Source organism: Sedimentitalea sp. XS_ASV28 (assembly GCF_041224545.1).
Taxonomy (GTDB): Bacteria; Pseudomonadota; Alphaproteobacteria; order Rhodobacterales; family Rhodobacteraceae; genus Sedimentitalea.
Map to the genome: position 1 here is coordinate 66785 of NZ_JBGFGP010000087.1, position 22105 is coordinate 88889.

The 22105-nt window shown below is 62.0% G+C and carries 22 protein-coding genes; 12 read left to right on the plus strand and 10 right to left on the minus strand.

Annotated features, from left to right (window positions below; translation table 11 throughout):
- Positions 1-121 precede the first annotated feature (121 nt).
- The 5 genes from AB9K34_RS04315 to AB9K34_RS04335 all read right to left on the minus strand — a co-directional run bounded on the left by AB9K34_RS04315 (position 122) and on the right by AB9K34_RS04335 (position 5440).
- A complete protein-coding gene (locus tag AB9K34_RS04315) occupies positions 122-1423 on the minus strand; it encodes a branched-chain amino acid ABC transporter permease (RefSeq protein ID WP_369953202.1) in 1302 nt (433 codons plus the stop codon).
- Positions 1420-2430: a branched-chain amino acid ABC transporter permease gene (locus AB9K34_RS04320; protein ID WP_369953203.1), complete on the minus strand. Its 1011-nt coding sequence runs from the start codon at positions 2428-2430 to the stop codon at positions 1420-1422. Before AB9K34_RS04320 ends, AB9K34_RS04315 begins: the two co-directional genes overlap by 4 nt.
- Before the next feature lie 4 nt (positions 2431-2434).
- Positions 2435-3256: an ABC transporter ATP-binding protein gene (locus AB9K34_RS04325; protein ID WP_369953204.1), complete on the minus strand. Its 822-nt coding sequence runs from the start codon at positions 3254-3256 to the stop codon at positions 2435-2437.
- 99 nt (positions 3257-3355) lie between these two features.
- Entirely contained in the window at positions 3356-4132 is a 777-nt protein-coding gene (locus AB9K34_RS04330) for an ABC transporter ATP-binding protein (protein WP_369953205.1), read from the minus strand.
- 120 nt (positions 4133-4252) lie between these two features.
- On the minus strand, positions 4253-5440 hold the full coding sequence (locus AB9K34_RS04335; protein ID WP_369953206.1) for an ABC transporter substrate-binding protein: 1188 nt from the start codon (positions 5438-5440) through the stop codon (positions 4253-4255).
- Between the two features lie 148 nt (positions 5441-5588).
- Between AB9K34_RS04335 and AB9K34_RS04340 the strand changes: the two genes are divergently transcribed.
- Positions 5589-6704: a PQQ-dependent sugar dehydrogenase gene (locus AB9K34_RS04340; RefSeq protein ID WP_369953207.1), complete on the plus strand. Its 1116-nt coding sequence runs from the start codon at positions 5589-5591 to the stop codon at positions 6702-6704.
- Between the two features lie 33 nt (positions 6705-6737).
- Here AB9K34_RS04340 and AB9K34_RS04345 read toward each other — a convergent pair whose 3' ends face one another.
- On the minus strand, positions 6738-7742 hold the full coding sequence (locus tag AB9K34_RS04345) for a GlxA family transcriptional regulator (protein ID WP_369953208.1): 1005 nt from the start codon (positions 7740-7742) through the stop codon (positions 6738-6740).
- Positions 7743-7887: 145 nt separating this feature from the next.
- Between AB9K34_RS04345 and AB9K34_RS04350 the strand changes: the two genes are divergently transcribed.
- Positions 7888-9258: a class II 3-deoxy-7-phosphoheptulonate synthase gene (locus AB9K34_RS04350; protein ID WP_369953209.1), complete on the plus strand. Its 1371-nt coding sequence runs from the start codon at positions 7888-7890 to the stop codon at positions 9256-9258.
- A 46-nt stretch (positions 9259-9304) separates the two neighbouring features.
- Here the strand turns inward: AB9K34_RS04350 and AB9K34_RS04355 are convergent, their stop codons facing one another.
- Positions 9305-9970, minus strand: coding sequence for a PAS domain-containing protein (locus tag AB9K34_RS04355; protein WP_369953210.1), 666 nt, complete (start codon positions 9968-9970; stop codon positions 9305-9307).
- Between the two features lie 288 nt (positions 9971-10258).
- On the opposite strand from AB9K34_RS04355, the gene AB9K34_RS04360 reads away from it, so the two are divergent.
- Genes AB9K34_RS04360 through AB9K34_RS04380 form a run of 5 tightly spaced genes read left to right on the plus strand, consistent with a single transcriptional unit; the run spans position 10259 to position 14554 of the window.
- The gene (locus AB9K34_RS04360; protein WP_369953211.1) at positions 10259-11137 is read left to right on the plus strand and encodes a YicC/YloC family endoribonuclease; all 879 of its coding nucleotides are present in this window, start codon (positions 10259-10261) and stop codon (positions 11135-11137) included.
- Positions 11138-11156: 19 nt separating this feature from the next.
- Positions 11157-11798: a guanylate kinase gene (gene gmk, locus AB9K34_RS04365; protein WP_369953212.1), complete on the plus strand. Its 642-nt coding sequence runs from the start codon at positions 11157-11159 to the stop codon at positions 11796-11798.
- Positions 11795-12322, plus strand: coding sequence for a gamma carbonic anhydrase family protein (locus AB9K34_RS04370; protein ID WP_369953213.1), 528 nt, complete (start codon positions 11795-11797; stop codon positions 12320-12322). Before gmk ends, AB9K34_RS04370 begins: the two co-directional genes overlap by 4 nt.
- The gene (locus tag AB9K34_RS04375) at positions 12319-13515 is read left to right on the plus strand and encodes a PLP-dependent aspartate aminotransferase family protein (RefSeq protein ID WP_369953214.1); all 1197 of its coding nucleotides are present in this window, start codon (positions 12319-12321) and stop codon (positions 13513-13515) included. Before AB9K34_RS04370 ends, AB9K34_RS04375 begins: the two co-directional genes overlap by 4 nt.
- Positions 13508-14554: a sensor histidine kinase gene (locus AB9K34_RS04380; RefSeq protein WP_369953215.1), complete on the plus strand. Its 1047-nt coding sequence runs from the start codon at positions 13508-13510 to the stop codon at positions 14552-14554. The genes AB9K34_RS04375 and AB9K34_RS04380 overlap by 8 nt, the downstream gene beginning before the upstream one ends.
- A gap of 6 nt (positions 14555-14560) precedes the next feature.
- Here the strand turns inward: AB9K34_RS04380 and AB9K34_RS04385 are convergent, their stop codons facing one another.
- Positions 14561-15472 carry a LysR family transcriptional regulator gene (locus AB9K34_RS04385; RefSeq protein WP_369953216.1) on the minus strand — a complete coding sequence of 304 codons (912 nt, stop codon included), beginning with the start codon at positions 15470-15472 and terminating at the stop codon, positions 14561-14563.
- Positions 15473-15571: 99 nt separating this feature from the next.
- Between AB9K34_RS04385 and AB9K34_RS04390 the strand changes: the two genes are divergently transcribed.
- From AB9K34_RS04390 to AB9K34_RS04410, 5 genes are all read left to right on the plus strand, one after another.
- Positions 15572-16798, plus strand: coding sequence for an acyl-CoA dehydrogenase (locus AB9K34_RS04390; protein ID WP_369953217.1), 1227 nt, complete (start codon positions 15572-15574; stop codon positions 16796-16798).
- 283 nt (positions 16799-17081) lie between these two features.
- A complete protein-coding gene (locus tag AB9K34_RS04395) occupies positions 17082-17360 on the plus strand; it encodes a hypothetical protein (RefSeq protein WP_369953218.1) in 279 nt (92 codons plus the stop codon).
- Positions 17330-18640: an acyl-CoA dehydrogenase family protein gene (locus AB9K34_RS04400; protein WP_369953219.1), complete on the plus strand. Its 1311-nt coding sequence runs from the start codon at positions 17330-17332 to the stop codon at positions 18638-18640. The genes AB9K34_RS04395 and AB9K34_RS04400 overlap by 31 nt, the downstream gene beginning before the upstream one ends.
- A 5-nt stretch (positions 18641-18645) precedes the next feature.
- Positions 18646-19419 carry an SDR family NAD(P)-dependent oxidoreductase gene (locus AB9K34_RS04405; protein ID WP_369953220.1) on the plus strand — a complete coding sequence of 258 codons (774 nt, stop codon included), beginning with the start codon at positions 18646-18648 and terminating at the stop codon, positions 19417-19419.
- A 10-nt stretch (positions 19420-19429) separates the two neighbouring features.
- Positions 19430-20206 (plus strand): SDR family oxidoreductase, encoded by a 777-nt coding sequence (locus AB9K34_RS04410; RefSeq protein ID WP_369953221.1) that lies wholly within the window; start codon positions 19430-19432, stop codon positions 20204-20206.
- Here AB9K34_RS04410 and AB9K34_RS04415 read toward each other — a convergent pair.
- Together AB9K34_RS04415 and AB9K34_RS04420 are read right to left on the minus strand one after the other, a co-directional pair.
- Positions 20182-21219, minus strand: a complete 1038-nt coding sequence (locus AB9K34_RS04415) for an amidohydrolase (RefSeq protein WP_369953222.1) — start codon at positions 21217-21219, stop codon at positions 20182-20184. The two genes, AB9K34_RS04410 and AB9K34_RS04415, sit on opposite strands and share 25 nt — an antisense overlap.
- Positions 21216-22088 (minus strand): acyl-CoA thioesterase, encoded by an 873-nt coding sequence (locus AB9K34_RS04420; RefSeq protein ID WP_369953223.1) that lies wholly within the window; start codon positions 22086-22088, stop codon positions 21216-21218. Before AB9K34_RS04420 ends, AB9K34_RS04415 begins: the two co-directional genes overlap by 4 nt.
- Positions 22089-22105: the final 17 nt, after the last annotated feature.

A 22105-nucleotide genomic window follows, 5' to 3' on the forward strand; every position in this document is an offset into this window, starting at 1 on the left:
CCATACTCATTCAGAACAAAACGGCGTTTCGTGCCCGTTGCTAACACGAAAGAAAGCAAGCGGACATGGGGAATTTGTCGCGGTTCGATCTACAAAATGTTAAGGTGGCACATTCGGTTCGCTATTTCTCCGGGATCAGTCCGCGCGGACTGAACCGCAGCACAAGGATCAGGACCAACCCCATCGTCAACAGGCGCATATGTGCCGCACTGTCCAGCAGATGCGACTTCAACGGCCCGTCCGACATGCCCGATGTCAGCACGTCCAGCAGGAAAGCACCGATCGGCTCGACCTGAACCCAGAGGAACCAGATCAGCATCCCCCCGAGCACCGCCCCGAAATTGTTACCCGAGCCGCCGACGATCACCATCACCCAGATCAGGAAGGTAAAGCGCAGCGGCTGGTAGGTGCCGGGTGTCAACTGCCCGTCCATGGTCGTCATCATCGCCCCGGCGATACCGCAGACCGCACTGCCCAGCACAAAGACCTGCAGGTGCCGGCGCGTCACGTCCTTGCCCATGGCTTCCGCCGCGACCTCGTTGTCGCGGATCGCCCGCATCATGCGCCCCCACGGGCTGTTGAGCGCCCTTTGCGCCATCCAGAGCAGCACCAGCAGGACAACGGTAAAGAGCAGCGCATAGCTGAGCTTGACATAGAGCGTCGATGCGGTGACGGGATCGAGCGCAAACCCGGCTGCGCGTTCCACAAAGGCCGGATCATTCTGCAGGTCGATCTCGTAGGGCACCGGGCGCGGAATGCCGACCACGTTCTTGACCCCGCGCGACAGCCAGTCCTCGTTCTTGAGCACGGCGATGATGATCTCGGCAATGCCGAGCGTCGCAATCGCCAGGTAATCCGAACGCAGACCCAGAGCGGTTTTCCCGATCAGCCATGCCGCCCCGGCGGCCAGCAATCCGCCGATTGGCCAGGCCAGAAGCACCGGCAATGCAAGCCCGCCGAGGTATCCGGTAATTGCAGGATCGACATTTTCTACCGCTTCCACTGACGGATCGAGAATCGCGCGATAGAGGAAAAATCCGCCCACCAGCAGGACGATCAGGACAATGTTGCGCGTGGCTCCGGCCTGCATCTTCCGCAACAACAACACGGCCGCCGTCACCGTCAACGCGCCCAGGACAAGTGCGGCGATGATACCGGCCCCACCTGCCGCCCATGCCTCGGGAGTCGGTGGCATCGCCACCAGCACGACCGCCAGCCCGCCAAGTGCCACAAACCCCATGACACCGATATTGAACAGCCCGGCAAACCCCCATTGCAGGTTCACGCCGATGGCCATGATCGCCGAAATCAACCCCATGTTCAGGATCAGAAGCGCGGCATTCCAGCTTTGCATGACACCTGTCAGCAGGATCAACCCACCCACGATCGCAAACAACCCGATATTTCTCACGGTCTCGCTCATAGCGCTTTCCCCCTGAACAGGCCGGTCGGTCGGAACAGCAGAACAATCAGCAGGATCACGAAGGATACCGCGAATTTGTAATCCGTGCTCATGAGCTGCACGAGCCCGTCCGGCTCAAGCGGCGCGGGCATCAGGTAAACCAGGATTTTCTTCCACGCATAGGTGATCGTGACCTCGGAAAACGCAATGATGAAGCCACCGGCAATGGCGCCGAGCGGGCTGCCCAGACCGCCGACGATGGCGCTGGCAAAGATCGGCAGCAAAAGCTGGAAATAGGTAAAGGGCTTGAAGGATTTATCAAGCCCGTAGAGCACGCCCGCCACCGTGGCGAGCGCCGCGACGATGCACCAGGTATAGACCACCACGCGCTCCGGGTTGATCCCCGACAGCAGCGCCAGATCCTCGTTATCGGAATAGGCCCGCATGGATTTCCCGGTGCGCGTGCGGTTCAGGAACCAGAACAACAGCGCCACCACGACGACCGCCGTGATCACGGTGATCGCCTGGCTGGTCCGGATCGCCAGCCCTTCTTCAAGCCCGGTCAACTGCTTGAAATCGCGCGCCGAGATGATGAAACGCGTCCCATCCGAGAAATTCTGGTCGTCCGGCCCGATGATGAACCGAACCAACCCGTTCATGACGAACATCACGCCCATCGAGACGATGACAAGGATCACCGGCTTGGCCTTCTGCTCGCGATAGAATTGATAGACCAGCTTGTCCGTCGCCAGCACCATCAGGGCACAGCACAGGATGCCGACGGGCAGGGCAAGCAGCGCGGTGGGCATCGGTCCCAGTCCGATCCCCATCGATTGCAGCCACCACGTCACAAGGATCGTCACCATGGCCCCGAACGCCATCGTGTCGCCATGTGCGAAATTGGAAAACCGCAGGATCCCGTAAATCAGCGTGACACCCAGGGCGCCGAGCGCAAGCTGGCTGCCATAGGACATGGCGGGGATCACAACATAGTTGGCCAGCGCAATAAGGGCATTGAGAAAATCCATCGCGTCAGCCCCCCAGGAACGATTTGCGCACATCCGGATCCGCAAGCAGATCCTTGCCCGTGCCGGAATAGGCGTTGCTGCCCTGCACCAGGACATAGCCCTTGTCCGCGATCTCCAGCGCCTGCCGGGCGTTCTGCTCCACCATCAGGATCGGAATGCCCGTCCGGGCCACCTCGATGATGCGATCAAACAGCTCGTCCATGACGATCGGGCTGACCCCAGCGGTCGGTTCATCCAGCATCAGAACCTTGGGGCGCGTCATCAATGCCCGGCCCACCGCGACCTGCTGCCGTTGCCCGCCCGACAGTTCGCCGGCCGCCTGCGCGCGCTTTTCCTTGAGGATGGGGAACAGGTCATAGACCTGCGCCATGGTATCGGAGAAATCATCGGTGCGGATAAACGCGCCCATCTCCAGGTTCTCTTCCACGGTCATCGACGTGAAAATATTGTTGGTCTGCGGCACGAAGCCCATGCCCTTCACGACGCGATCCTGCGGCGTCAGCCCGGTAATGTCCTCGCCATCCAGCCGCACAGAGCCCTGCCGCACGTCCAGCATGCCGAATACCGCTTTCATCGCGGTCGATTTTCCCGCCCCGTTGGGGCCCACGATCACCGCGATCTCCCCCTTGTCGACGGCAACGGTACAATCGTGCAGGATGTCCGGTCCTTTGCCATATCCACCGGTCATGCTGTCCCCGATGAGAAACGCCCGCGCGGTCTCCATACCGTGTCCGGTGCCCGGCGCGGCGCGCAACGTCCCGATGCCGTGCGGGTTCGTGATCGACCGGTCCTTGTTGCCGCGATCGCCATACGGATCAGCCGACATGCCAACCCCCTTCATCTTTGCTGAAATACTCCGGGGTTTGGGGCAGAGCCCCAATCGGATTCGGACATGCGTGGCGTGTGCCGCCTGTGATCCCGCGCGTCATGTGCCGACCTTGTTCTTGAGACCGGTTCCGAGATAGGCCTCGATCACGTGTTCATTGGCCTTGATTTCCTCCAGCGTGCCTTCGGCCAATACCTTGCCCTCGGCCATGCAGATCACCGGATCACACAGCCGCCCGATGAAATCCATGTCATGTTCGATGACAACGAAGGTATAGCCGCGCTCTTCATTCAGACGAATGATCGCATCGCCGATCGTGTTGAGCAGCGTGCGGTTGACGCCCGCGCCCACCTCGTCGAGGAACACGATCCGCGCGTCCACCATCATGGTTCGACCCAGCTCCAGGAGCTTCTTCTGCCCTCCCGACACCTCTCCCGCCTTGTGATCGGCCAGGTGTTCGATGGTCAGGAACTCCAGGACCTCATCCGCCTTGGCGCGCAGCGCGCGCTCTTCGTCGGCGATCCGTTTGCGTCCGAACCAGGTGTTCCAGAGCGTCTCGCCGGATTGCCCGCCGGGCACCATCATCAGGTTCTCGCGGCAACTCATGGACGAAAATTCGTGCGCGATCTGAAACGTGCGCAGCAGACCCTTGTGGAAAAGGTCATGCGGCGGCAGCCCGGTAATATCCTCGCCCGCCATCGAGACCCGGCCCGAAGTGGGTTCAAGAACGCCCGCAATCACGTTGAAAAGAGTGGTTTTTCCGGCTCCGTTCGGACCAATAAGCCCGGTGATCGAGCCCTCGGCGATCTCGAGTGAAGCGCCGTCCACCGCGTGAAATCCGCCAAAATGCTTGTGCACGTCATCAACGACGATCATCGCACCTCCCTGTGCCGCGTTTTCACGGCTTGTATACACCGCTTTGCGCGGTTCTTGGTATTGTGAAGCAGCCCGGGCGCATCCGGCCCCCGGGCTGTCCTTCATGATGGTCAGACCGGATCAGCGATAGCCGACCGTGGTCATCTTGCCGTCCTTGAACTCGATCTCGCGATAGTTGCCCGCGCTTTCGCCCGGTCCGATCAGTTCAACCGCCGAGGCTCCGACGAAATCGACATCACCGCCATCCTTGAGGATCTGCAGCGCCTTGCCCAGTTCCCCCGGCAGGATCGGCTCGCCGGGTGCGTTTGCGACCTCCATCACCTTGTCCTTGTAGACCTGCGGATCGGTGGACCCGGCAGCCTGCATGGCCAGCAGGATCAACGCGGCAGCGTCATAGCTCTCGGGCGCAAAGGCATTGGTCGGTGCAAAACCCGCTGCTTCGCCGGCTTCGTTGAACTTGGCGCCGCCATCGCTGTCATTGCCGGGGTGCTGTCCGAAAGAGCCTTCGACCATGTCGCCGAAATTCGCTTCCAGCGCGTCCGAAACCATGCCGTCCGGGAACATGAATGTGTCAAACGCGCCGGTGTCCAGTGCGCCGTTGACAATGCCGGCACCGCCCTGGTCCACATATCCTGCGACGACGAGAACCTCACCACCTGCCGAGGCCAGTGCGCCGACTTCGGCAGAGTAATCCGCCTTGCCGTCCTCGTGCGCGGTGTTGATCGTCACGCTGCCGCCGGAACTCTCGAAGGCCGACTGGAAGCTGTCTGCCAGGCCCTTGCCATAGTCGTTGTTGGTATAGGTGACGGCGACTTCCTTGATTCCGCGATCATTCAGGATGTCGGCCATCACCTGACCCTGACGGGCGTCCGACGGCGATGTGCGGAAAAACAGGCCATTGTCTTCAATCGTCGTCAGACCGGGTGAAGTGGCCGAGGGGCTGATCATCACGACGCCATTGGGCAAGGCGACGTTCTGCAACGAGGCAGTCGTTTCGCCCGAACACATGCCACCGACGATGCCGCTGACCTTGTCCGACGTGATCAGGCGCTCGGCAGAAGCCACGGCGAGGTTGGCATCGACACAGCCGGTATCCGCCGTGACCGAGGAAACGGTCGACGATCCGTCAAGGAACAGGCCCGAATCGTTGACCTCGGCAATCGCGAGATCGACCGCCGCCGCCATATCGGGGGAAATCGATTCCAGAGGGCCGGTAAAGCCAAGCAGAACGCCCAGTTTGACATCTTCGGCCTGCGCCATGCCCGCAATGAGCGCGGTTGACGCTGTGGCCAATAGCAGTTTTTTCATTTGGTTTCTCCCAGGTTGGAACGCAATATTCGAACGGAACCCTAGGCAAGGCTCATCAAAAAGAAAAGTCCCATATGATGCCGATTCTGCGGTGCCGGAGGGCTCCCGCGCGGTATTGTCGGTTCCGGATACCGGCCTAGGTAGAATGATGAAGAAAGGGTTGAGCATGCTGCGTGTCGTGATCTGTGCCATGGCCGCCTTCGGCGCCTTTGCCGTTCAGGCGGATATACTGCAAACGCGTGACGGGGATGTCCGCGTGGATGCGATGATCACCGGGCTGGACACCCCCTGGGCCGTCGATTTTCTGCCGGGAGGCGGCTTTCTCGTGACCGAGCGCGAGGGCGCGCTGCTGCATGTGCGCGACGGTCGCGCAACCCGTGTCGACGGCGTGCCGCGGGTGCATGCATCGGGGCAGGGCGGATTGCTTGACGTCACGGTGCCGCGCGATTTTGCAACCAGTCGCGAGATCCTTCTGACATTTGCCAAACCGCAGGGCGGCGGTGCCGGAACCGCGCTCGCGTCGGCGCGCCTGACCGGGGACGGAACCGCGCTGTCCGACCTGCGGGTCCTGTTCGAAGCGGCGGATGGCGGTAGCACCGGCCGCCATTTCGGCAGTCGCGTGGTCGAAGGGCGCGATGGCAGGCTCTTTGTCACCATCGGCGACCGGGGCAATGACGATCTTGTCCAGAATCTGGGAACGTATAACGGCAAGATCGTGCGGATAAACCGCGACGGGTCGGTTCCCCCTGACAACCCGTTTGTCGGGGTTGCGAATGCTCGCCCCGAAATCTGGTCGCTGGGCCACCGCAATCCGCAGGGCGCGGGGCTGGATGCGCAGGGACGGCTCTGGATCTCGGAGCACGGGGCGCGGGGCGGCGACGAGATCAACCTGGTCGATGGGGGGCGCAATTATGGCTGGCCGGTCATTTCCTATGGCCGGCACTACTCTGGCGGGAAGATCGGTGAAGGCACCGCCAAGCCCGGATTGGAGCAACCGGAACATTATTGGGATCCATCGATCGCGCCATCGGGGCTGATGGTGTATTCCGGGCGGTTGTGGCCCGACTGGCGGGGGGATATTTTCGTCGGCTCGCTCAAGTTCGATCACATCAGCCGACTTGAGGGGGCACCGCTGCGCGAAGCCGAGCAGATATCGGGGCCCGAGACCGAACGGGTACGCGATATCGTCGAGGCACCCGACGGAACGATCTGGTTCATCTCGGTCGGGCAGGGCACGGTCTATCGTATCTCGCCCGCTTCGTGATCCTCCGGTTGGGCTTTCAGGCAACCGGCCGTATCACACCGACAGCCGCGCCGCGTGGCTGCCACGTTCCCGGTAGGGGGTCGTCTCGTAATGGGCGCGGTAGCACTTGGAAAAATGGCTGGGAGAGGCAAACCCGCAGGCCAGCGCCACATTGATCACGCTCATATCGGTCTGCATCAACAGGTTGCGCGCCTTTTGCAGGCGCAGTTCCATGTAGTATCGCTTGGGCGACCGGTTGAGATAGCGCCGGAACAGGCGTTCCAGCTGGCGGGTGGACATGCCGACATCCCTGGCCAGCACAGAGGGGCTGATCGGCTCCTCGATATTCTGTTCCATCATCTGGATAACCTGGCTCAGCTTGGGATGACGCACCCCGATCCGCGTGGGAACCGACAGGCGCTGTGTGTCCTGATCGGTGCGGATGCTGGAATAGATCAACTGATCGGCCACCGAATTGGCCAGATCCTCGCCGTGCTCATCCGCGATCAGCTTGAGCATGAGGTCGATGGAGGACGTGCCGCCCGCCGTCGTCATGCGGTTGCCGTCGATCACGAAAACCGATTTGGTCAGCATGACGTCCTCGAACTCTTCGGCGAAACTATCGGAGTTTTCCCAGTGGATCGTGGCTCTCTTGCCATCGAGCAACCCGGCCTTGGCCAGCGAAAACGCCGCCGTGCACAGCCCCCCGACCAGCAACCCCTTGCGCGCTTCGCGGCGGGCCCATCCCAGCAGGCGCTTGGTGGTTGCGCCCTGCACGTCGACACCGCCGCAGATCAGCACCGTGTCGTCGCGGTTCAATTCGTCAAGGTCGCCATCCAGCGGGAATACGGTGCCAGCCGAACAGGTCATGGTATTTCCACCTTCCCCGATGAGCCGCCAGGTATAGATTTCGCGCCCGGCCATGCGGTTCGCGATCCGCAGGCTCTCCAGAGCCGAGGCGAAGCTCAGCATCGTGAAATTTTCCAGCAGAACAAAAACGAAGCGGCGGGGCTTTGTCGCCGTGATGTCAACATCGACAACTTTGCGTCGCTCTGTCATGGCTCTGTTTCCTTCGCACGGCACCCTGCGATATTCACCTTGCTCAAACCCGATCTGCGACGTCAAGAGACGCATTTCGGATATGGCAACCTGCGTCGCGCTTTTGTATAGAGGCCACCTGAGATGCGGAACGGAGATCAGAGCGATGAGTGAGTGGCAAAAAGCCGGATGGCGCAGCAAGCCTCGGATTCAAATGCCCGACTATACCGACCAGGCGGCATTGAACGCGGTCGAGGCGCAACTCTCGAAATATCCTCCGCTGGTTTTTGCCGGCGAGGCCCGGCGCCTCAAGGCGCATCTGGGGGCTGCGGCGCGGGGCGAAGCGTTTCTGTTGCAGGGGGGCGATTGCGCCGAAGCGTTCGACCAGTTCAGCGCCGACAGCATTCGCGACACCTTCAAGGTGATGTTGCAGATGGCGATGGTGCTGACGCATGGCGCCAAGGTTCCGGTGATCAAGGTGGGTCGCATGGCCGGGCAGTTCGCCAAACCGCGCAGCGCACCGACCGAAGTGGTGAACGGTGTTGAATTGCCCAGCTATCGCGGCGACATCATCAACGAGCTGCCATTCACCCCTGAAGCGCGCGTCGCGGATCCGGGCAAGATGCTGCAGGCCTATACGCAGGCTGCGGCGACGCTGAACCTGATCCGGGCCTTTTCGACCGGCGGCTATGCCGATGTGCACCAGGTCCACGCATGGACGCTGGGCTTTACCGAAAGCGACGAGGCGGAACGCTATCGTGAAGTTGCCAACCGGATCAGCGACACGCTTGATTTCATGAAAGCGGCCGGGGTCAACCAGGACACGGCACATACGTTGCAATCGGTTGAGTTCTACACCAGCCACGAAAGTCTGTTGCTGGAATACGAACAGGCGCTTACCCGGCGCGATTCGATCACCGGCGACTGGCTGGCCGGATCCGGGCACCTGATCTGGATCGGGGACCGCACGCGTCAGCCGGACGGTGCGCATGTGGAATTCGCGCGCGGCGTGCTGAACCCGATCGGGTTGAAATGCGGTCCGAGCATGACCAGCGAAGACCTGAAGGTGCTGATGGCCACGCTCAACCCGAAGAACGAGCAGGGTCGCCTGACGCTGATCTCGCGCTTTGGCGCCGGCAAGGTGGCAGAGAACCTGCCGCGCCTGATCCAGACGGTGCGCGAGGAAGGGGCCGAGGTCGTCTGGGTCTGCGACCCGATGCATGGCAACACCATCAAGTCGTCCAGCGGCTACAAGACACGGCCGTTCGAGTCGGTGCTGCGTGAAGTGCGCGAGTTCTTCGGCATCCACGCGGCCGAAGGCACGGTGCCCGGCGGCGTGCATTTCGAAATGACCGGTCAGGACGTGACCGAGTGCACCGGCGGCGTTCAGGCGGTCAGCGAAGAGGATCTGTCCGATCGCTATCACACCGCCTGCGATCCGCGCCTGAACGCGAGCCAGTCTCTGGAACTGGCATTTCTCGTGGCCGAGGAACTGTCGGGCCTGCGGGCCAGGCAGCAGCAGCGCGAGGCGGTCTGACACCCGAGCCAGGCGCCGGGAGCACTGGTGCCTGACGCGTCTTGGTCTACCGCTTGTCGGTTTTCACCAGGCGCAGATGCGGGGCCTTGCCCCCCAGAACGGTCTGTGCTTCCGCAAACCCGCGCGCGGCTTCGACGGCGGGTGTTGCGGCTGTCTGATCTGTCGCCAGATCGCGGATCCGGGTATCGGCAATATCGAAACGGCGCGGCGCGCGGCCGAAATCTCCATCCGCCACCAGCACCCCGAGAATACGGCTGCAATCGCCCAGGTCGCTTTTGAGCGGCAACAGGATCAAGCGCGCTTCGCAGGCGCCGCGCAGGCTCTGGCGTTCTCCTTTCAGGCTCATTTCCGCCACCGCAGGCGTGTCAAAGACATATTCCAGCGTTGCCGCCATGCCTTCGCGCCCGTCGGTCGTGAAGAACGAGGTGATCGGCATGCCGCGCACTTCCATGCCGGCGAGTTGGCACAGATGCTGCCCGGCCAGCCGGAAGCGGCCGACGCCGGGTGCGACACGTTCCAGAATGAACGCGTATTCCAGAACCTGTTCAAGTCCGCGTGGATCGATCTGCGAGCGGAAAGGGATGTCCGCCCCCTGGCGCAGTGCACTCCAATAGGCTTCGGCCTGCCGGATCGGCGACAGGCTTGCGCCACTGCGGAACCGGTCCATCGTCACCACCTTTCCCGTTTCTCTCGGGCGGAAAATACTGAACATGTCTTCAACTCTCTCGCACAGCCGCCCCGGATGCTGGTATTTGCCTTCTGGCGAAACCCACCCGTAGGACTTGCTTCATAATGGTTACCCAAGCGTTAACGTCGCATATTTTTTAAGAATTTGAAGACAAACCTTAGGAATTGGTTAACCCTTTCACGGCGACGGCCTGTCGCGTTTGCCGGCGAGGGCTTGCCCTGTCTCGGGCAATGCCATTAGGTAGCAATGCCATTAGGTAAACGACGACAGAATATCCGGCAGATCGCGGGCAGGGCGGAAATGATAAATTCGATGACGGGGTTTGCCTTTGCCAAGGGGGAACTCGCGCCGTATTCCTGGGGCTGGGAACTGCGCAGCGTCAACGGCAAGGGCCTCGATCTGCGCCTGCGGGTCCCGGACTGGCTGCAGGGTCTGGAGGCGGCGCTGCGCAGCGAACTGGCCAAATCCGTGATGCGCGGCAACGTCACCCTCGCCCTGCGCATCTCGCGTTCCGATGATGCCGGAGAGCTTGCGCTCAACCGTCCGACAATGCGGGCCGCACTGTCGGCATTGTCCGAGATCGAGGCCGAGGCGAAAGAGCAGGGGATGACGCTTGCACCGTCGCGGGCCAGCGATCTGCTGGCGCTGCGCGGCATGTTCGATGCGGTGGCGGCCGAGCCTGACAATGCGGCGCTGATTGCGCGCCTGCGCGCGGAGTTCCCGTCACTTGTTGCCGGGTTTCTTGACATGCGTCAAAGCGAAGGGGCTGCGCTGCATAAGGTGCTTGGCGAACATCTCGACCGGATCGCGGACCTGACGGGGCAGGCGGTGCAACTCGCCGAGGCGCGTCGCGACGCGATGGCAACGACGCTGAGAAACAACCTGTCGCTGGTGCTGGACAATTCCGACGGGGCCGACCCAGGGCGCGTGGCGCAAGAGCTTGCATTGATCGCGGTCAGGGCGGATGTCACCGAAGAGCTCGACCGGCTGGCCGCGCATGTCGCCGCCGCGCGCGATCTGCTTGGCAAGGGCGGCGCGGTGGGACGCAAACTGGATTTCCTGATGCAGGAGTTCAACCGGGAAGCGAATACGCTGTGCTCCAAATCGCAATCCACCGAGCTTACGGCGGTGGGGCTCGATCTCAAGGCGGTGATCGATCAGATGCGCGAACAAGTGCAAAACGTGGAATAACAAGAGGCAATCAATTGAAATGGCAGACCGGCGCGGGCTCCTGATCATCCTTTCCTCGCCTTCGGGCGCGGGCAAATCCACATTGGCCCGGCGGCTGCGCGACTGGGATCCCTCTATCCTGTTTTCGGTCAGCGCCACGACCCGCACCCCACGTCCGGGCGAGGTCGACGGCGAGGACTATTTCTTTACCTCGGTCCCGGAGTTCAAGGCGCAGGTGAGAGATGGCGGCATGCTGGAACACGCGCATGTTTTCGGAAATTTCTACGGTTCGCCCCGCGCTCCGGTGCAACAGGCGATCGATGCCGGGCAAGACGTGCTGTTTGACATCGATTGGCAGGGGGCGCAGCAGATCCGCAATTCGGCGCTTGGCCAGAACACCCTGTCGATTTTCCTGCTGCCACCGTCGATCACCGAATTGCGCCGGCGGCTCGAAAGCCGGGGCCAGGACGATCCCGAGACCATCGCGCGCCGCATGCAGAAAAGCTGGGACGAGATCAGCCACTGGGACGGCTACGATTTCGTGCTGGTCAACGACGCGCTCGACACGACGGAAGCACGGCTCAAGACCATCGTGACGGCGACACGCCTGCGCCGCAGTCAACAACCGGACCTGACCGACCATGTCCGCGCCCTTCAGGCAGAATTCGAGGAAAACACATGACGATCTACGCATTGGATGGAAAAGTCCCGACACTGCATCCCGACACCTGGGTCGCGCCGGACGCGAATGTCATCGGCATGGTGGTGATGGACGCCGGCGCATCGGTCTGGTTCGGCACCACGATCCGCGCGGACCACGAACAGATCCATATCGGAGAGGGATCGAACGTGCAGGAAAACTGCGTCATGCACGTGGATCCCGGTTTTCCCATGACGATCGGCCGGAATTGCACGATCGGGCACAAGGTCATGCTGCATGGCTGCACCATCGGGAACAATTCTCTGATCGGAATGGGCGCCACGGTGCTGAATGGCGCCAAGATCGGTGAAAACTGCCTGATCGGGGCGGGGGCGCTGATCACCGAGGGCAAGGAGATTCCCGATGGCAGCGTCGTGATGGGCGCGCCGGGCCGCGTGGTCAAGCAACTGGACGACAAGGCGAGAAAGATGCTGGCCACGGCGGCGGCGCATTACCACAAGAACATGGCCATATTCCGCGAACAGTTGAGGGTCGTCGACGAATGAAGAACACACGCGGGTCGCTGGTGCGGCCAGACCCCTTGCCCGACAGCGCCAGCCGACCGGTCGTCACGCCCCTGTCGCCCTCGGTGGTTTATGCCAGCGAAACGCCCGACATGCTCGACGATCAGTATGAAGGACGGCTGCATGGCTATACCTATTCGCGCGAGGGCCACCCGAATGCCGATGTCGTCGCCGCGCGCATGGATGCGATGGAGGGCGCGAGCGGCGGCGTGATGACCGGCTCGGGCATGGCAGCGGTCAGCGCGGTGCTGATGGGGCTTTTGAACGCCGGCGATCATATCGTCGGCGGCAATCAGCTCTATGGGCGCTCGATGCGGCTCATGAACGAGGATTTGCCGCGGCTGGGCGTTGCCACGACGCTCGCGGATCCCGGAGATGCGGCGGCGATTGAGGCGGCGCTGCGTCCCGAAACGCGCATGTTGCTGGTCGAGGTGGTGTCGAACCCGACCCTGCGCGTCGCCGATATCGAGGGGCTTGCCAGGCTGTGCCGCGAACGGGATATCCTGCTGGCGGTGGACAACACCTTTACCACGCCGCGTGCGTTCCGCCCCTTTGATCACGGCGCGGATATCGTGATCCATTCACTGACCAAGCTTCTGGCGGGGCATTCAGACGTGATGCTGGGATATGCGGTCGCGCGCGATCCGGCGCTGACCGAAAAGCTGCGGGTGTTCGCCGTGACGACCGGGCTGACGCCCAGCCCCTTTGATTGCTGGCTGGCGGAACGGGGGATGCTGTCTTTCGGCCTGCGCTTTGATCGCGCACAGCAGACCGCCGCCATTCTTGCGGATCACCTCGCCACGCTGCCCGGCGTCAAGCGCGTGATCTACCCCATGCGCCCGGACCATCCGGATCATGACCGCGCCAACCGCCTGTTGCAGGGGCAGGGGTGCAACATGGTGAGCTTTGAATTGACCGGCGGACGGGGGGCGGCGAATGCCTTTACCCGCGCGGCGGACGGGCTGAGCTTTGCGCCGACACTTGGCGATGTGGGCACCACCCTGTCGCATCCCGCGTCCTCCTCGCATCGCAGCATGAGCGCCGCCGACCGTGCCGCGAACGGCCTGCACGAAGGGTTTTTTCGCGTATCCGTCGGGCTGGAAGACCCCGAACAGCTCAGGACGATCTTCAGCGACGCGGTCGCCGCCGCCAGCGACGTGGGACGCGATGCCTGAAACCGCTCTTGACGTGCTGTTGCGCGCGACGCCGCTGCCCACGGTGATCATCGACGAGGCCGAGCGCATCGTCGCGGCCAATGCCGAGGCGCTCAAGATGTTCAGCGCCGAGATGGTCGGCCGCCATTTCGCCACGGTGCTGCGCCAGCCTCAGGTGATTGCGGCAATCGAGGCGACGCTTGCGGATCATGGCGAGCATCTGTCGCGACACAAGCTGGGCAGCGCAGCAAAGGATGCGCCGCTGGATGTGACATGCCGGTATATCGAGATCGCCGGAAGCGGACAGCCCGGCGTGGCGGTCGTCAGCTTTCAGGATCGGGCAGACATGGAGCAGGCGGGCCAGATGCGCCGCGATTTCGTGGCCAATGTCAGCCACGAACTGCGCACGCCGCTGACCGCGCTGATCGGCTTTATCGAAACGCTGCGCGGTCCCGCGCGCGACGACGCAGAGGCGCGCGATCGCTTTCTCACGATCATGGAACAGGAAGCCGGGCGCATGAACCGGCTGGTCGGTGACCTGCTGTCGCTGAGCCGGGTCGAGGCAGAAGAGCGCGTGCGCCCGACCGGCCGTGTCGACCTGCTTCCCTTGCTGAATTCGACCCTGTCATCCCTCAGGCCGCTGGCGGATTCCAATGGCGTCAAGCTGATGGTGGACGGACCGAAGGAGCCTGTCATCGTTCCCGCGGACGAAGATCAGTTGCGACAGGTTTTCACCAATCTCGTCGAAAACGGCATCAAATACGGTGGTTCCGGAAAAGAGGTCTCGTTGACGATCGAACTCTGTGAACGCGACGCGGCGCTGCGCGCGCCAACCGCCAAGATCACGGTCCGCGACAAGGGGCCGGGGATCGACCCGATCCACCTGCCGCGGCTGACCGAACGCTTTTATCGCGGCGATAATCACAGGTCCCGGCGTCTGGGTGGGACGGGTCTTGGACTGGCAATCGCGAAACATATCGTCAACCGGCATCGTGGTCGTATGAAAGTCGAGAGCGAACAGGGGCAGGGCGCGACCTTTACTGTTATCCTGCCGCGTTAGCAGGAGTTATCGGGGCAGGGCATCTTCGGGTTCGACCTGCGTTGCCAACCAGTCGCGAAACCGCAGCACCGCCGGATCGCTGGCCTTGTCCAGTGGCCACACGAGGTAATACGCGCCATGAGCCTCGGTCGGCCTGTCATGCAGCGCGACCAAATGCCCCTGTGCGAGATCCTGTTCGACGAGATAGTCCGGCATCAATGCAACGCCGAGCCCGTGCTGCGCGGCCTGGGTTATGGTCGAGAACTGGTCGTAAAGTGTCCCGGTCACCGGTTTGGTCAACGCGACCCCCTGGGCGCGAAACCAGTCGGCCCAGGCATCCGGCCGCGTTTCGATATGCAAGAGCGGCATCTGCAACAGATCCCTCGGGCTGCGTGCGCGATCATCCGCCACCAGCGACGGTGCGCAAACTGGCAGGACCTGTTCGTGCCGGAGCAGAAGGTGGCCGGTCTCCGGCCAGTCGGGCCGCCCGAAGTGAATAGCTGCGTCAAACCCTTCACTTGAAAAATCAACGCTTTGCAGCCGAGTATTCATGTTGACCGTCACCTGCGGGTGCAGGCGTGCAAACTCCGGCAACCGGGGGACCAGCCATCGCATGCCGAAGGTTGGCAGTATCGCGAGGTTGAGGGTGCCGCCATCCGGCGCGATGCGAAGCCGCAGCGAAGCCTGCGCGATCTGATCGAGCGCCTGCCGGACATCGCCCGCGTATTTGCGCGCGGCTGGTGTCAGGGTCAGGCGCCGACCATCCCGCACGATCATATCAAGCCCCATCTGGTGCTCCAGAGTCTGCAATTGCCGGCTGACGGCGCTCTGCGTGAGCGAGAGTTCGTCGGCAACGGCGGTGGCGCTGCCCAGCCGCTCCAGCGCTTCGAGGGCGCGCAGCGAAGACAGAGACGGCAGGAGACGGCGAGGGGCACTCATGTATGCGATATACTCATGCATTCATGTGAATGTCTCGCTGTTTATTGGCGTGTGGGCGGGGTAGGGTAGAATAAATCGCAATTCAGCCAGGAGCATCACATGAACATTCCGCATAAACCCAGTCTCAAGGCCAAGGATGCGCCGGATCTGGGCCGTTTCACCTGGGAAGATCCGCTGCGGCTGGAGGATCAGCTGACCGAGGACGAGCGCATGATCGCGGAAAGCGCGCGTGCCTATGCGCAGGAAAAGCTGCAACCACGGATCCGCGAAGCCTTTGCCGACGAAAAGACCGACCCCGAGATTTTTCGCGAGATGGGCGAAATGGGTCTGCTGGGCGTGACCGTTCCCGAAGAATACGGCGGGCTGGGATCGGGCTATGTCAGCTATGGGCTCGTGGCGCGCGAAGTCGAGCGCGTGGACAGTGGCTATCGTTCGATGATGTCGGTGCAAAGCTCTCTGGTGATGTATCCGATCTATGCATATGGCAGCGAAGAGCAGCGCCAGAAATTCCTTCCGAAACTGGCAAGTGGCGCGTTCATCGGGTGCTTCGGGCTGACCGAACCCGATGCCGGCAGCGATCCGGCGGGCATGAAGACCCGTGCGATCAAGACCGCAAACGGCTACAAGCTGACCGGGTCCAAAACGTGGATCTCGAACGCGCCGCTGGCGGATGTGTTCGTGGTCTGGGCCAAGTCCGAGGAACATGGCGGCAAGATCCGTGGGTTTATCCTTGAGAAAGGCATGAAGGGGCTGAGCGCACCCAAGATCGAAAACAAGATGAGCCTGCGCGCCTCGATCACCGGCGAGATCGTCATGGATGGCGTCGAAGTGGGTGAAGACGCGCTTCTGCCCAATGTGCAGGGCCTGAAAGGCCCGTTTGGATGTCTCAACCGCGCGCGCTATGGTATAAGCTGGGGCGCCATGGGCGCCGCCGAATTTTGCTGGCACGCGGCACGTCAGTACGGGCTGGATCGCCAACAGTTCAACCGCCCGTTGGCGCAAACGCAATTGTACCAGAAAAAGCTGGCCGATATGCAGACCGAGATCGCGCTCGGACTTCAGGCAAGTCTGCGCGTCGGACGGTTGATGGACGATGCAAATGCGGCGCCGGAGATGATTTCCATCGTCAAACGCAACAATTGCGGCAAGGCGCTCGACGTGGCGCGGATGGCGCGGGACATGCATGGCGGCAATGGCATCAGCCTTGAATATCAGGTCATCCGCCATCTGTTGAATCTTGAGACGGTGAACACCTACGAAGGTACCCATGATGTGCACGCGCTCATCCTGGGGCGGGCGCAGACCGGCTTGCAGGCGTTTTTCTGACCCAACGGACCGCGCTGCGGGCAATCCTGCGGCGCGGTCTGGTCTGCCGAAGACAGGGGAACCTCGCACTTCAAAGTAGCGCGCCCCTGTGCGCATCGCTTAGTCTTATAATCAGTATTATGTAAATATAACTGTGCGCATGCTAGTTCCAGTTGCCTTATGATCCTGCGAAACGGTGTTTCGTCCTGCGGTATCGGTTGGAAGCCCGGAGAATTCGGTCTAACGTTACCCAACCCTTGGAGTCGCGATATCGAGACTCGGGTATTGGGAGGAAACGACATGCGTGATTCACAGTCTGCGCGCTTTCACTTTCACCGGCGCGTTCCGGGTCACGAGCGTGCGGGATCTCGGATCCGTCGTTCTGGACGGCACATGCGGCCAGACTCCTGATGACGCCACGCGAAAATTTATAGGTCATGAAATCAATGCGCTATTTGATTGCACTAAACGCAATTCAGAAGAGATCGCAGGAAACCGCATCTATTTGAAAGCGCCACCCCCTGCCGCACAGCAAAATGAAAGGAAGACCACATGGTCCACGACAATACGCCACTGGAGCTGAACAATCTGGAGATGTCGGACAAGGCCAAGCCGTTGCTGGCGGCGGTCATCAAGCACATCCGCGAGAATGTCGATCCGATAACGGACGAGTTCTTTCGGCTGGGCGAAGGTCGCAGCGACCGGTGGTCATATGCGCCGGGACAGTTGGAATTGCTCGATGGTGCCAAGAACAAGGCGCGCGAAGCCGGCCTGTGGAACTTTTTCCTGCCGAACGCCGAAACCGGCGAAGGACTGTCGAACCTGGATTACGCCTATATCGCTGCGGAACTGGGCAAGAACCCGCTGGCGCCCGAGACATTGAACTGTTCCGCGCCCGACACCGGCAACATGGAGGTTCTGGAGCGGGTCGGAACGGAAGAGCAAAAGGACCGATGGCTCAAACCGCTGCTGGCGGGCGAAATACGGTCCTGTTTTGCGATGACCGAGCCGGATGTGGCCAGCTCGGATGCGCGCAACATCTCGACAAGTGCGGTTCTCGAAGGTGATGAATGGGTCATAAATGGCGAGAAATATTACATTTCCGGCGCCGGTGATCCGCGTTGCAAGATCATGATCTGCATGGTCAAGACCTCGCCCGAGGCCGAGACCTTTCGTCAGCAAAGCCAGATTCTGGTCCCGATGGACACGCCGGGTGTCGAGATCGTCGGCCCGATGTGCGTGTTCGGCCATGACGACGCGCCGCACGGGCACATGCATATCAGGCTGAACAACGTGCGGGTCCCGGCCTCCAACATGCTCTGGGGCGAAGGTCGCGGCTTCGAGATCAGTCAGGTGCGCCTTGGCCCGGGCCGCATCCACCACTGCATGCGTTCGATCGGTCAGGCGGAAAAGGCGCTCGACCTGCTGATCGGACGGGGCCTGTCGCGCGAGGCATTCGGCAAGAAGATCATCGATCTGGGCAAGAACATGGAGACCGTCTCGCGGATGCGGATCGAAATCGAGGCCATGCGCCTGATGGTCCTCAAGGCCGCGCGGGCGATGGATGTGCTGGGCAACAAGGAAGCACGCATCTGGGTTAGCATGATCAAGGCGATGGTGCCTGAAAAGGTCTGCCAGATCATCGATCAGGCGATGCAGGTACATGGCGCGACGGGCATTTCCCAATGGTCGCCGCTGTCGGAGATGTATACCGGTCAGCGAACCCTGCGCTTTGCGGACGGACCCGACGAGGTGCATCATCACGTGGTTGCGCGTGCCGAGGTCAAGGATTTCCAGAACTCCAACCACCGCAAATCCGACGGCAGGAGCCAGTCGCAGGGCCGCATGTTCGAGGGGCCGTGAGCATCATGGCGGATCTCTTTGATTTGACTGGCAGGGTCGCGGTGCTCACCGGGGCCTCCAAGGGCATGGGGCTGCATATGGCAACCGCCCTCGCCCGCCACGGCGCCACGGTGGTGATCGCCGCGCGCAAGCAGGAGCAGCTTGATGTCGCGGCGGCCGGGATCAATGCGGCGACCGGCTCTGACCGTGCCATCCCGGTGGCCTGCAACATCGGCTCGAAAGAGCAGTTGCAGGCGCTTGTGGACACCGCCCGTGACCGCGCCGGCCCGGTTGACATCCTGGTCGGAAATGCCGGTGTGAACCCGTATTTCGGGCCGATCTCGGACATTCCCGACGATGCCTATGAAAAAACCATGGCCGCGAACGTGCAATCGAACCTGTGGCTGGCACGTATGGTGGCACCGGACATGGAACAGGCCGGCGGCGGCTCGATGATGTTCACCAGTTCCATTGGAGCCTTCAAGCCGTCAACGACCCTTGGAACCTATAATATGTCCAAGCTGGCGCTGATCGGTCTCGTGCGCAATCTTGCGGCCGAACTCGGGCCCGCGGGCATCCGCGTGAACGCCATCTGTCCGGGACTTGTCAAGACCGATTTCGCGCGCGAACTCTGGGACAAGCCAGAGGTCGAAGAGCGTATCCGCAAGGAGATACCGTTGCGTCGTCTGGGGGAACCCGATGATTTCGAAGGGCTTGCGGTATTTCTTGCGTCAAACGCGAGCCGCTACATGACCGGTCAGGCGCTCACGGTCTGTGGCGGTTCCAACATGTGGACATGAGGACAAGATCATGGAGTTGAAGGACAAGATCATTGTCGTGACCGGCGCGGCCAGTGGCATCGGTCGCGCGCTGGCGCTGCGGTTCGCCGCCGAAGGTGCCAAGAGCGTGATTTGCGCCGATCTCAACCTGAACGGAGCCATTGAAACCGCCGAACAGATCGACGGCGTGGCGTTTGCGGTGAATGTCGGGCGCGAGGGCGACATCGCGGCGCTGATCGAGCGGGTCGAAAGCGATATCGGCCCGATTGACCTGTTCTGTTCCAACGCCGGAATCCTCACTGCGGGAGGCATGGAGGTCTCCAACGACGACTGGCAAAAGATATGGGATGTCAACGTGATGTCCCATGTCTGGGCGGCCCGCCATCTGCTGCCTCGCATGATCGAACGCGGCGGCGGATACCTGTTGAACACCGCCTCGGCCGCCGGATTGCTGAACCAGGTCGGCGCTGCGCCTTACGGGGTCACCAAGCACGCCGCCGTGGGTCTGGCGGAGTGGCTGGCGCTCAGTCACGGCGATCAGGGCATTCGTGTCTCCGTGCTGTGTCCGCAGGCGGTGCGCAGCGAAATGACGCGTGGCCACGAGGAGTCGGTCGCGGCTCTGGACGGGATGCTCGAGCCCGAAGCGGTTGCCGAGGCCTGTGTCGAGGCCATCCGCAACGAGACCTTTCTCGTGCTGCCGCATCCCGAAGTATTGGGCTACATGCGGGCGAAGACGGAAAACTACGACCGCTGGATTGGCGGGATGCGCAAGCTCAATCGCATCTATGGCAATGACGGCAATCCGTAAACGTCGCGCGCAGTGCCCGCGAACATGCGGGCCTGTGCATCATCGTCGTGAAGCGCCGCGATCTTTTTGAACGCGTTCCACAATACGCCATAGCCCAGCGATACGCGGTCAACCGGAAAGTTGCTTTCGAACATGCAGCGGTCCGCGCCGAAACACGCGATCATGTGCTGATACCATGCGCCCTGCGCGTCCACGAATTCGTCTGACGAAGGAGGTTGCGCGCGGGTCTGCCAGTTCCAGCCATTGTCCGGCATGGAAAACCCGCCGAGCTTGGCGATCACATTGGGGCAGTTTGCCAGCGCCGCCATGTCTTTTTGCCATTGTTCAAAAATGGCATCCCGCCGACCGGCAAACCGCCCGACACCCAGCGGTGTTCCAAAATGGTCGAGCACCAGCGTCGTACCGGGCACAGCCCTCGCGAGCGACAGGAATGCGTCGGCCTGATGATGATAATGCCACGTGTCATAGGTCAGACCACGCTCGCCCAGTTGGGCAAGGCCACGCCGGAAATCCGGATCTGCATACAGCCCGGCGTCCGCGCGGCCCGGTATCATCAGCTTTTCGGGTTCGCTGTCACAGGCACCGGAATGCCGAATGCCGACCAAGCGCCCCTGCCCCGCGTCGACATGCGCATCAAGGATATCCTGCAGGTCAGGCCGGCGCAGGTCCGCATGGGCAATGATCCCGGCAATCTGTGCCCTTTCCGCAGGGATGGATGCCGCAAGCGCCGCGACATGGGCGGTTTCACCGACCGGCCGGAAGGCGGGTTCGGCGTTCGCGTCGTAATACGAGCGGCACTCGACATAGACGGTCTGGACCACGTTGTGTCCGGCGCCCGTATCGGCGTGCAGCGCGTCCAGTTCATAGATCGCATCGCCGTGCCGCCACAGGTGATGGTGCGGATCGACAATTTCGCGGTCGGGATCGATGATCTCCTCGCGGACAGAGGCGAGCCAGTCCTCGCGCAGTTCGATGCCCGGAGTCCAGTTGGGATATCGCCGCGCATCGCTCATTCGGACGGTTTGCGCAACGGGCGCATCAGACCCTCCTGCGCCACGCTGGCAACCAACGTGCCGTCCTGCCGATAGATCGAGCCGCGATTGAACCCGCGCGCGCCGCCGGTAAACGGCGCGTCCATGGAATAAAGATGCCAGTCCTCGAACTGGATCGGGGCATGAAACCACATGGCATGGTCCAGGCTGGCCGTCATCGTCCGGCCCTGAAACCAGGTCAGACCATGCGGGCGCAGCGACGAGCCCAGAAGATACATGTCCGAGGCATAGGCCAGCAGAACATGTTCCGTCTTGCGGTCGGTTCCCCTGGCGTCGGGCATCCGGAACCAGATGTGGTTCACGTCATCCGCCGGCTCCGGCGCAAGGAAATCGCGCGGCGCGACTTCGCGGATCTCGATGGGACGCGGGCGCAGGAAATCCGAACGGAGCTTTTCGGGGATCTGGTCAGCGAATTCGTTGCGGCGCTCGGCATGGGACAACAGCCCGTCGGGGCCCTCGATATCCGGCATCGGATGCTGGTAATCCCAGCCTTCTTCGGCAACGTGAAACGACGCCGACATGTTCAGGATCTGCCGCCCGTGCTGGATCGCGACAACCCGGCGCGTGGTAAAGCTGCCGCCGTCGCGCGCGCGGTCAACACTGTAGATCACCGGGATCGACGGGTCGCCGGGCCGGATGAAATAGGCATGCAACGAGTGACAGAGCCGATCCGGCACGGTCTTGTAGGCCGCCGCCAGCGCCTGCGCGATCACCTGCCCGCCAAAGATGCGCGTCGTGGTTTCTCCGCCCGACCCGATGCCGCGGAACAGGTCGACTTCGAGTTGCTCGACATCCAGCAGGTTCAGCAATTCTTCTCCGACACCCGTCATGCGCTCTGTTCCTTTTT

What these genes read in the sequence shown, in the direction of transcription:
- AB9K34_RS04315 (WP_369953202.1), bottom strand. Translation starts at nt 1,423, where the DNA reads ATGAGCGAGACCGTGAGAAATATCGGGTTGTTTGCGATCGTGGGTGGG.
- AB9K34_RS04320 (WP_369953203.1), bottom strand. Translation starts at nt 2,430, where the DNA reads ATGGATTTTCTCAATGCCCTTATTGCGCTGGCCAACTATGTTGTGATC.
- AB9K34_RS04325 (WP_369953204.1), bottom strand. Translation starts at nt 3,256, where the DNA reads ATGTCGGCTGATCCGTATGGCGATCGCGGCAACAAGGACCGGTCGATC.
- AB9K34_RS04330 (WP_369953205.1), bottom strand. Translation starts at nt 4,132, where the DNA reads ATGATCGTCGTTGATGACGTGCACAAGCATTTTGGCGGATTTCACGCG.
- AB9K34_RS04335 (WP_369953206.1), bottom strand. Translation starts at nt 5,440, where the DNA reads ATGAAAAAACTGCTATTGGCCACAGCGTCAACCGCGCTCATTGCGGGC.
- AB9K34_RS04340 (WP_369953207.1), top strand. Translation starts at nt 5,589, where the DNA reads ATGAAGAAAGGGTTGAGCATGCTGCGTGTCGTGATCTGTGCCATGGCC.
- AB9K34_RS04345 (WP_369953208.1), bottom strand. Translation starts at nt 7,742, where the DNA reads ATGACAGAGCGACGCAAAGTTGTCGATGTTGACATCACGGCGACAAAG.
- AB9K34_RS04350 (WP_369953209.1), top strand. Translation starts at nt 7,888, where the DNA reads ATGAGTGAGTGGCAAAAAGCCGGATGGCGCAGCAAGCCTCGGATTCAA.
- AB9K34_RS04355 (WP_369953210.1), bottom strand. Translation starts at nt 9,970, where the DNA reads ATGTTCAGTATTTTCCGCCCGAGAGAAACGGGAAAGGTGGTGACGATG.
- AB9K34_RS04360 (WP_369953211.1), top strand. Translation starts at nt 10,259, where the DNA reads ATGACGGGGTTTGCCTTTGCCAAGGGGGAACTCGCGCCGTATTCCTGG.
- gmk (WP_369953212.1), top strand. Translation starts at nt 11,157, where the DNA reads ATGGCAGACCGGCGCGGGCTCCTGATCATCCTTTCCTCGCCTTCGGGC.
- AB9K34_RS04370 (WP_369953213.1), top strand. Translation starts at nt 11,795, where the DNA reads ATGACGATCTACGCATTGGATGGAAAAGTCCCGACACTGCATCCCGAC.
- AB9K34_RS04375 (WP_369953214.1), top strand. Translation starts at nt 12,319, where the DNA reads ATGAAGAACACACGCGGGTCGCTGGTGCGGCCAGACCCCTTGCCCGAC.
- AB9K34_RS04380 (WP_369953215.1), top strand. Translation starts at nt 13,508, where the DNA reads ATGCCTGAAACCGCTCTTGACGTGCTGTTGCGCGCGACGCCGCTGCCC.
- AB9K34_RS04385 (WP_369953216.1), bottom strand. Translation starts at nt 15,472, where the DNA reads ATGAGTGCCCCTCGCCGTCTCCTGCCGTCTCTGTCTTCGCTGCGCGCC.
- AB9K34_RS04390 (WP_369953217.1), top strand. Translation starts at nt 15,572, where the DNA reads ATGAACATTCCGCATAAACCCAGTCTCAAGGCCAAGGATGCGCCGGAT.
- AB9K34_RS04400 (WP_369953219.1), top strand. Translation starts at nt 17,330, where the DNA reads ATGGTCCACGACAATACGCCACTGGAGCTGAACAATCTGGAGATGTCG.
- AB9K34_RS04405 (WP_369953220.1), top strand. Translation starts at nt 18,646, where the DNA reads ATGGCGGATCTCTTTGATTTGACTGGCAGGGTCGCGGTGCTCACCGGG.
- AB9K34_RS04410 (WP_369953221.1), top strand. Translation starts at nt 19,430, where the DNA reads ATGGAGTTGAAGGACAAGATCATTGTCGTGACCGGCGCGGCCAGTGGC.
- AB9K34_RS04415 (WP_369953222.1), bottom strand. Translation starts at nt 21,219, where the DNA reads ATGAGCGATGCGCGGCGATATCCCAACTGGACTCCGGGCATCGAACTG.
- AB9K34_RS04420 (WP_369953223.1), bottom strand. Translation starts at nt 22,088, where the DNA reads ATGACGGGTGTCGGAGAAGAATTGCTGAACCTGCTGGATGTCGAGCAA.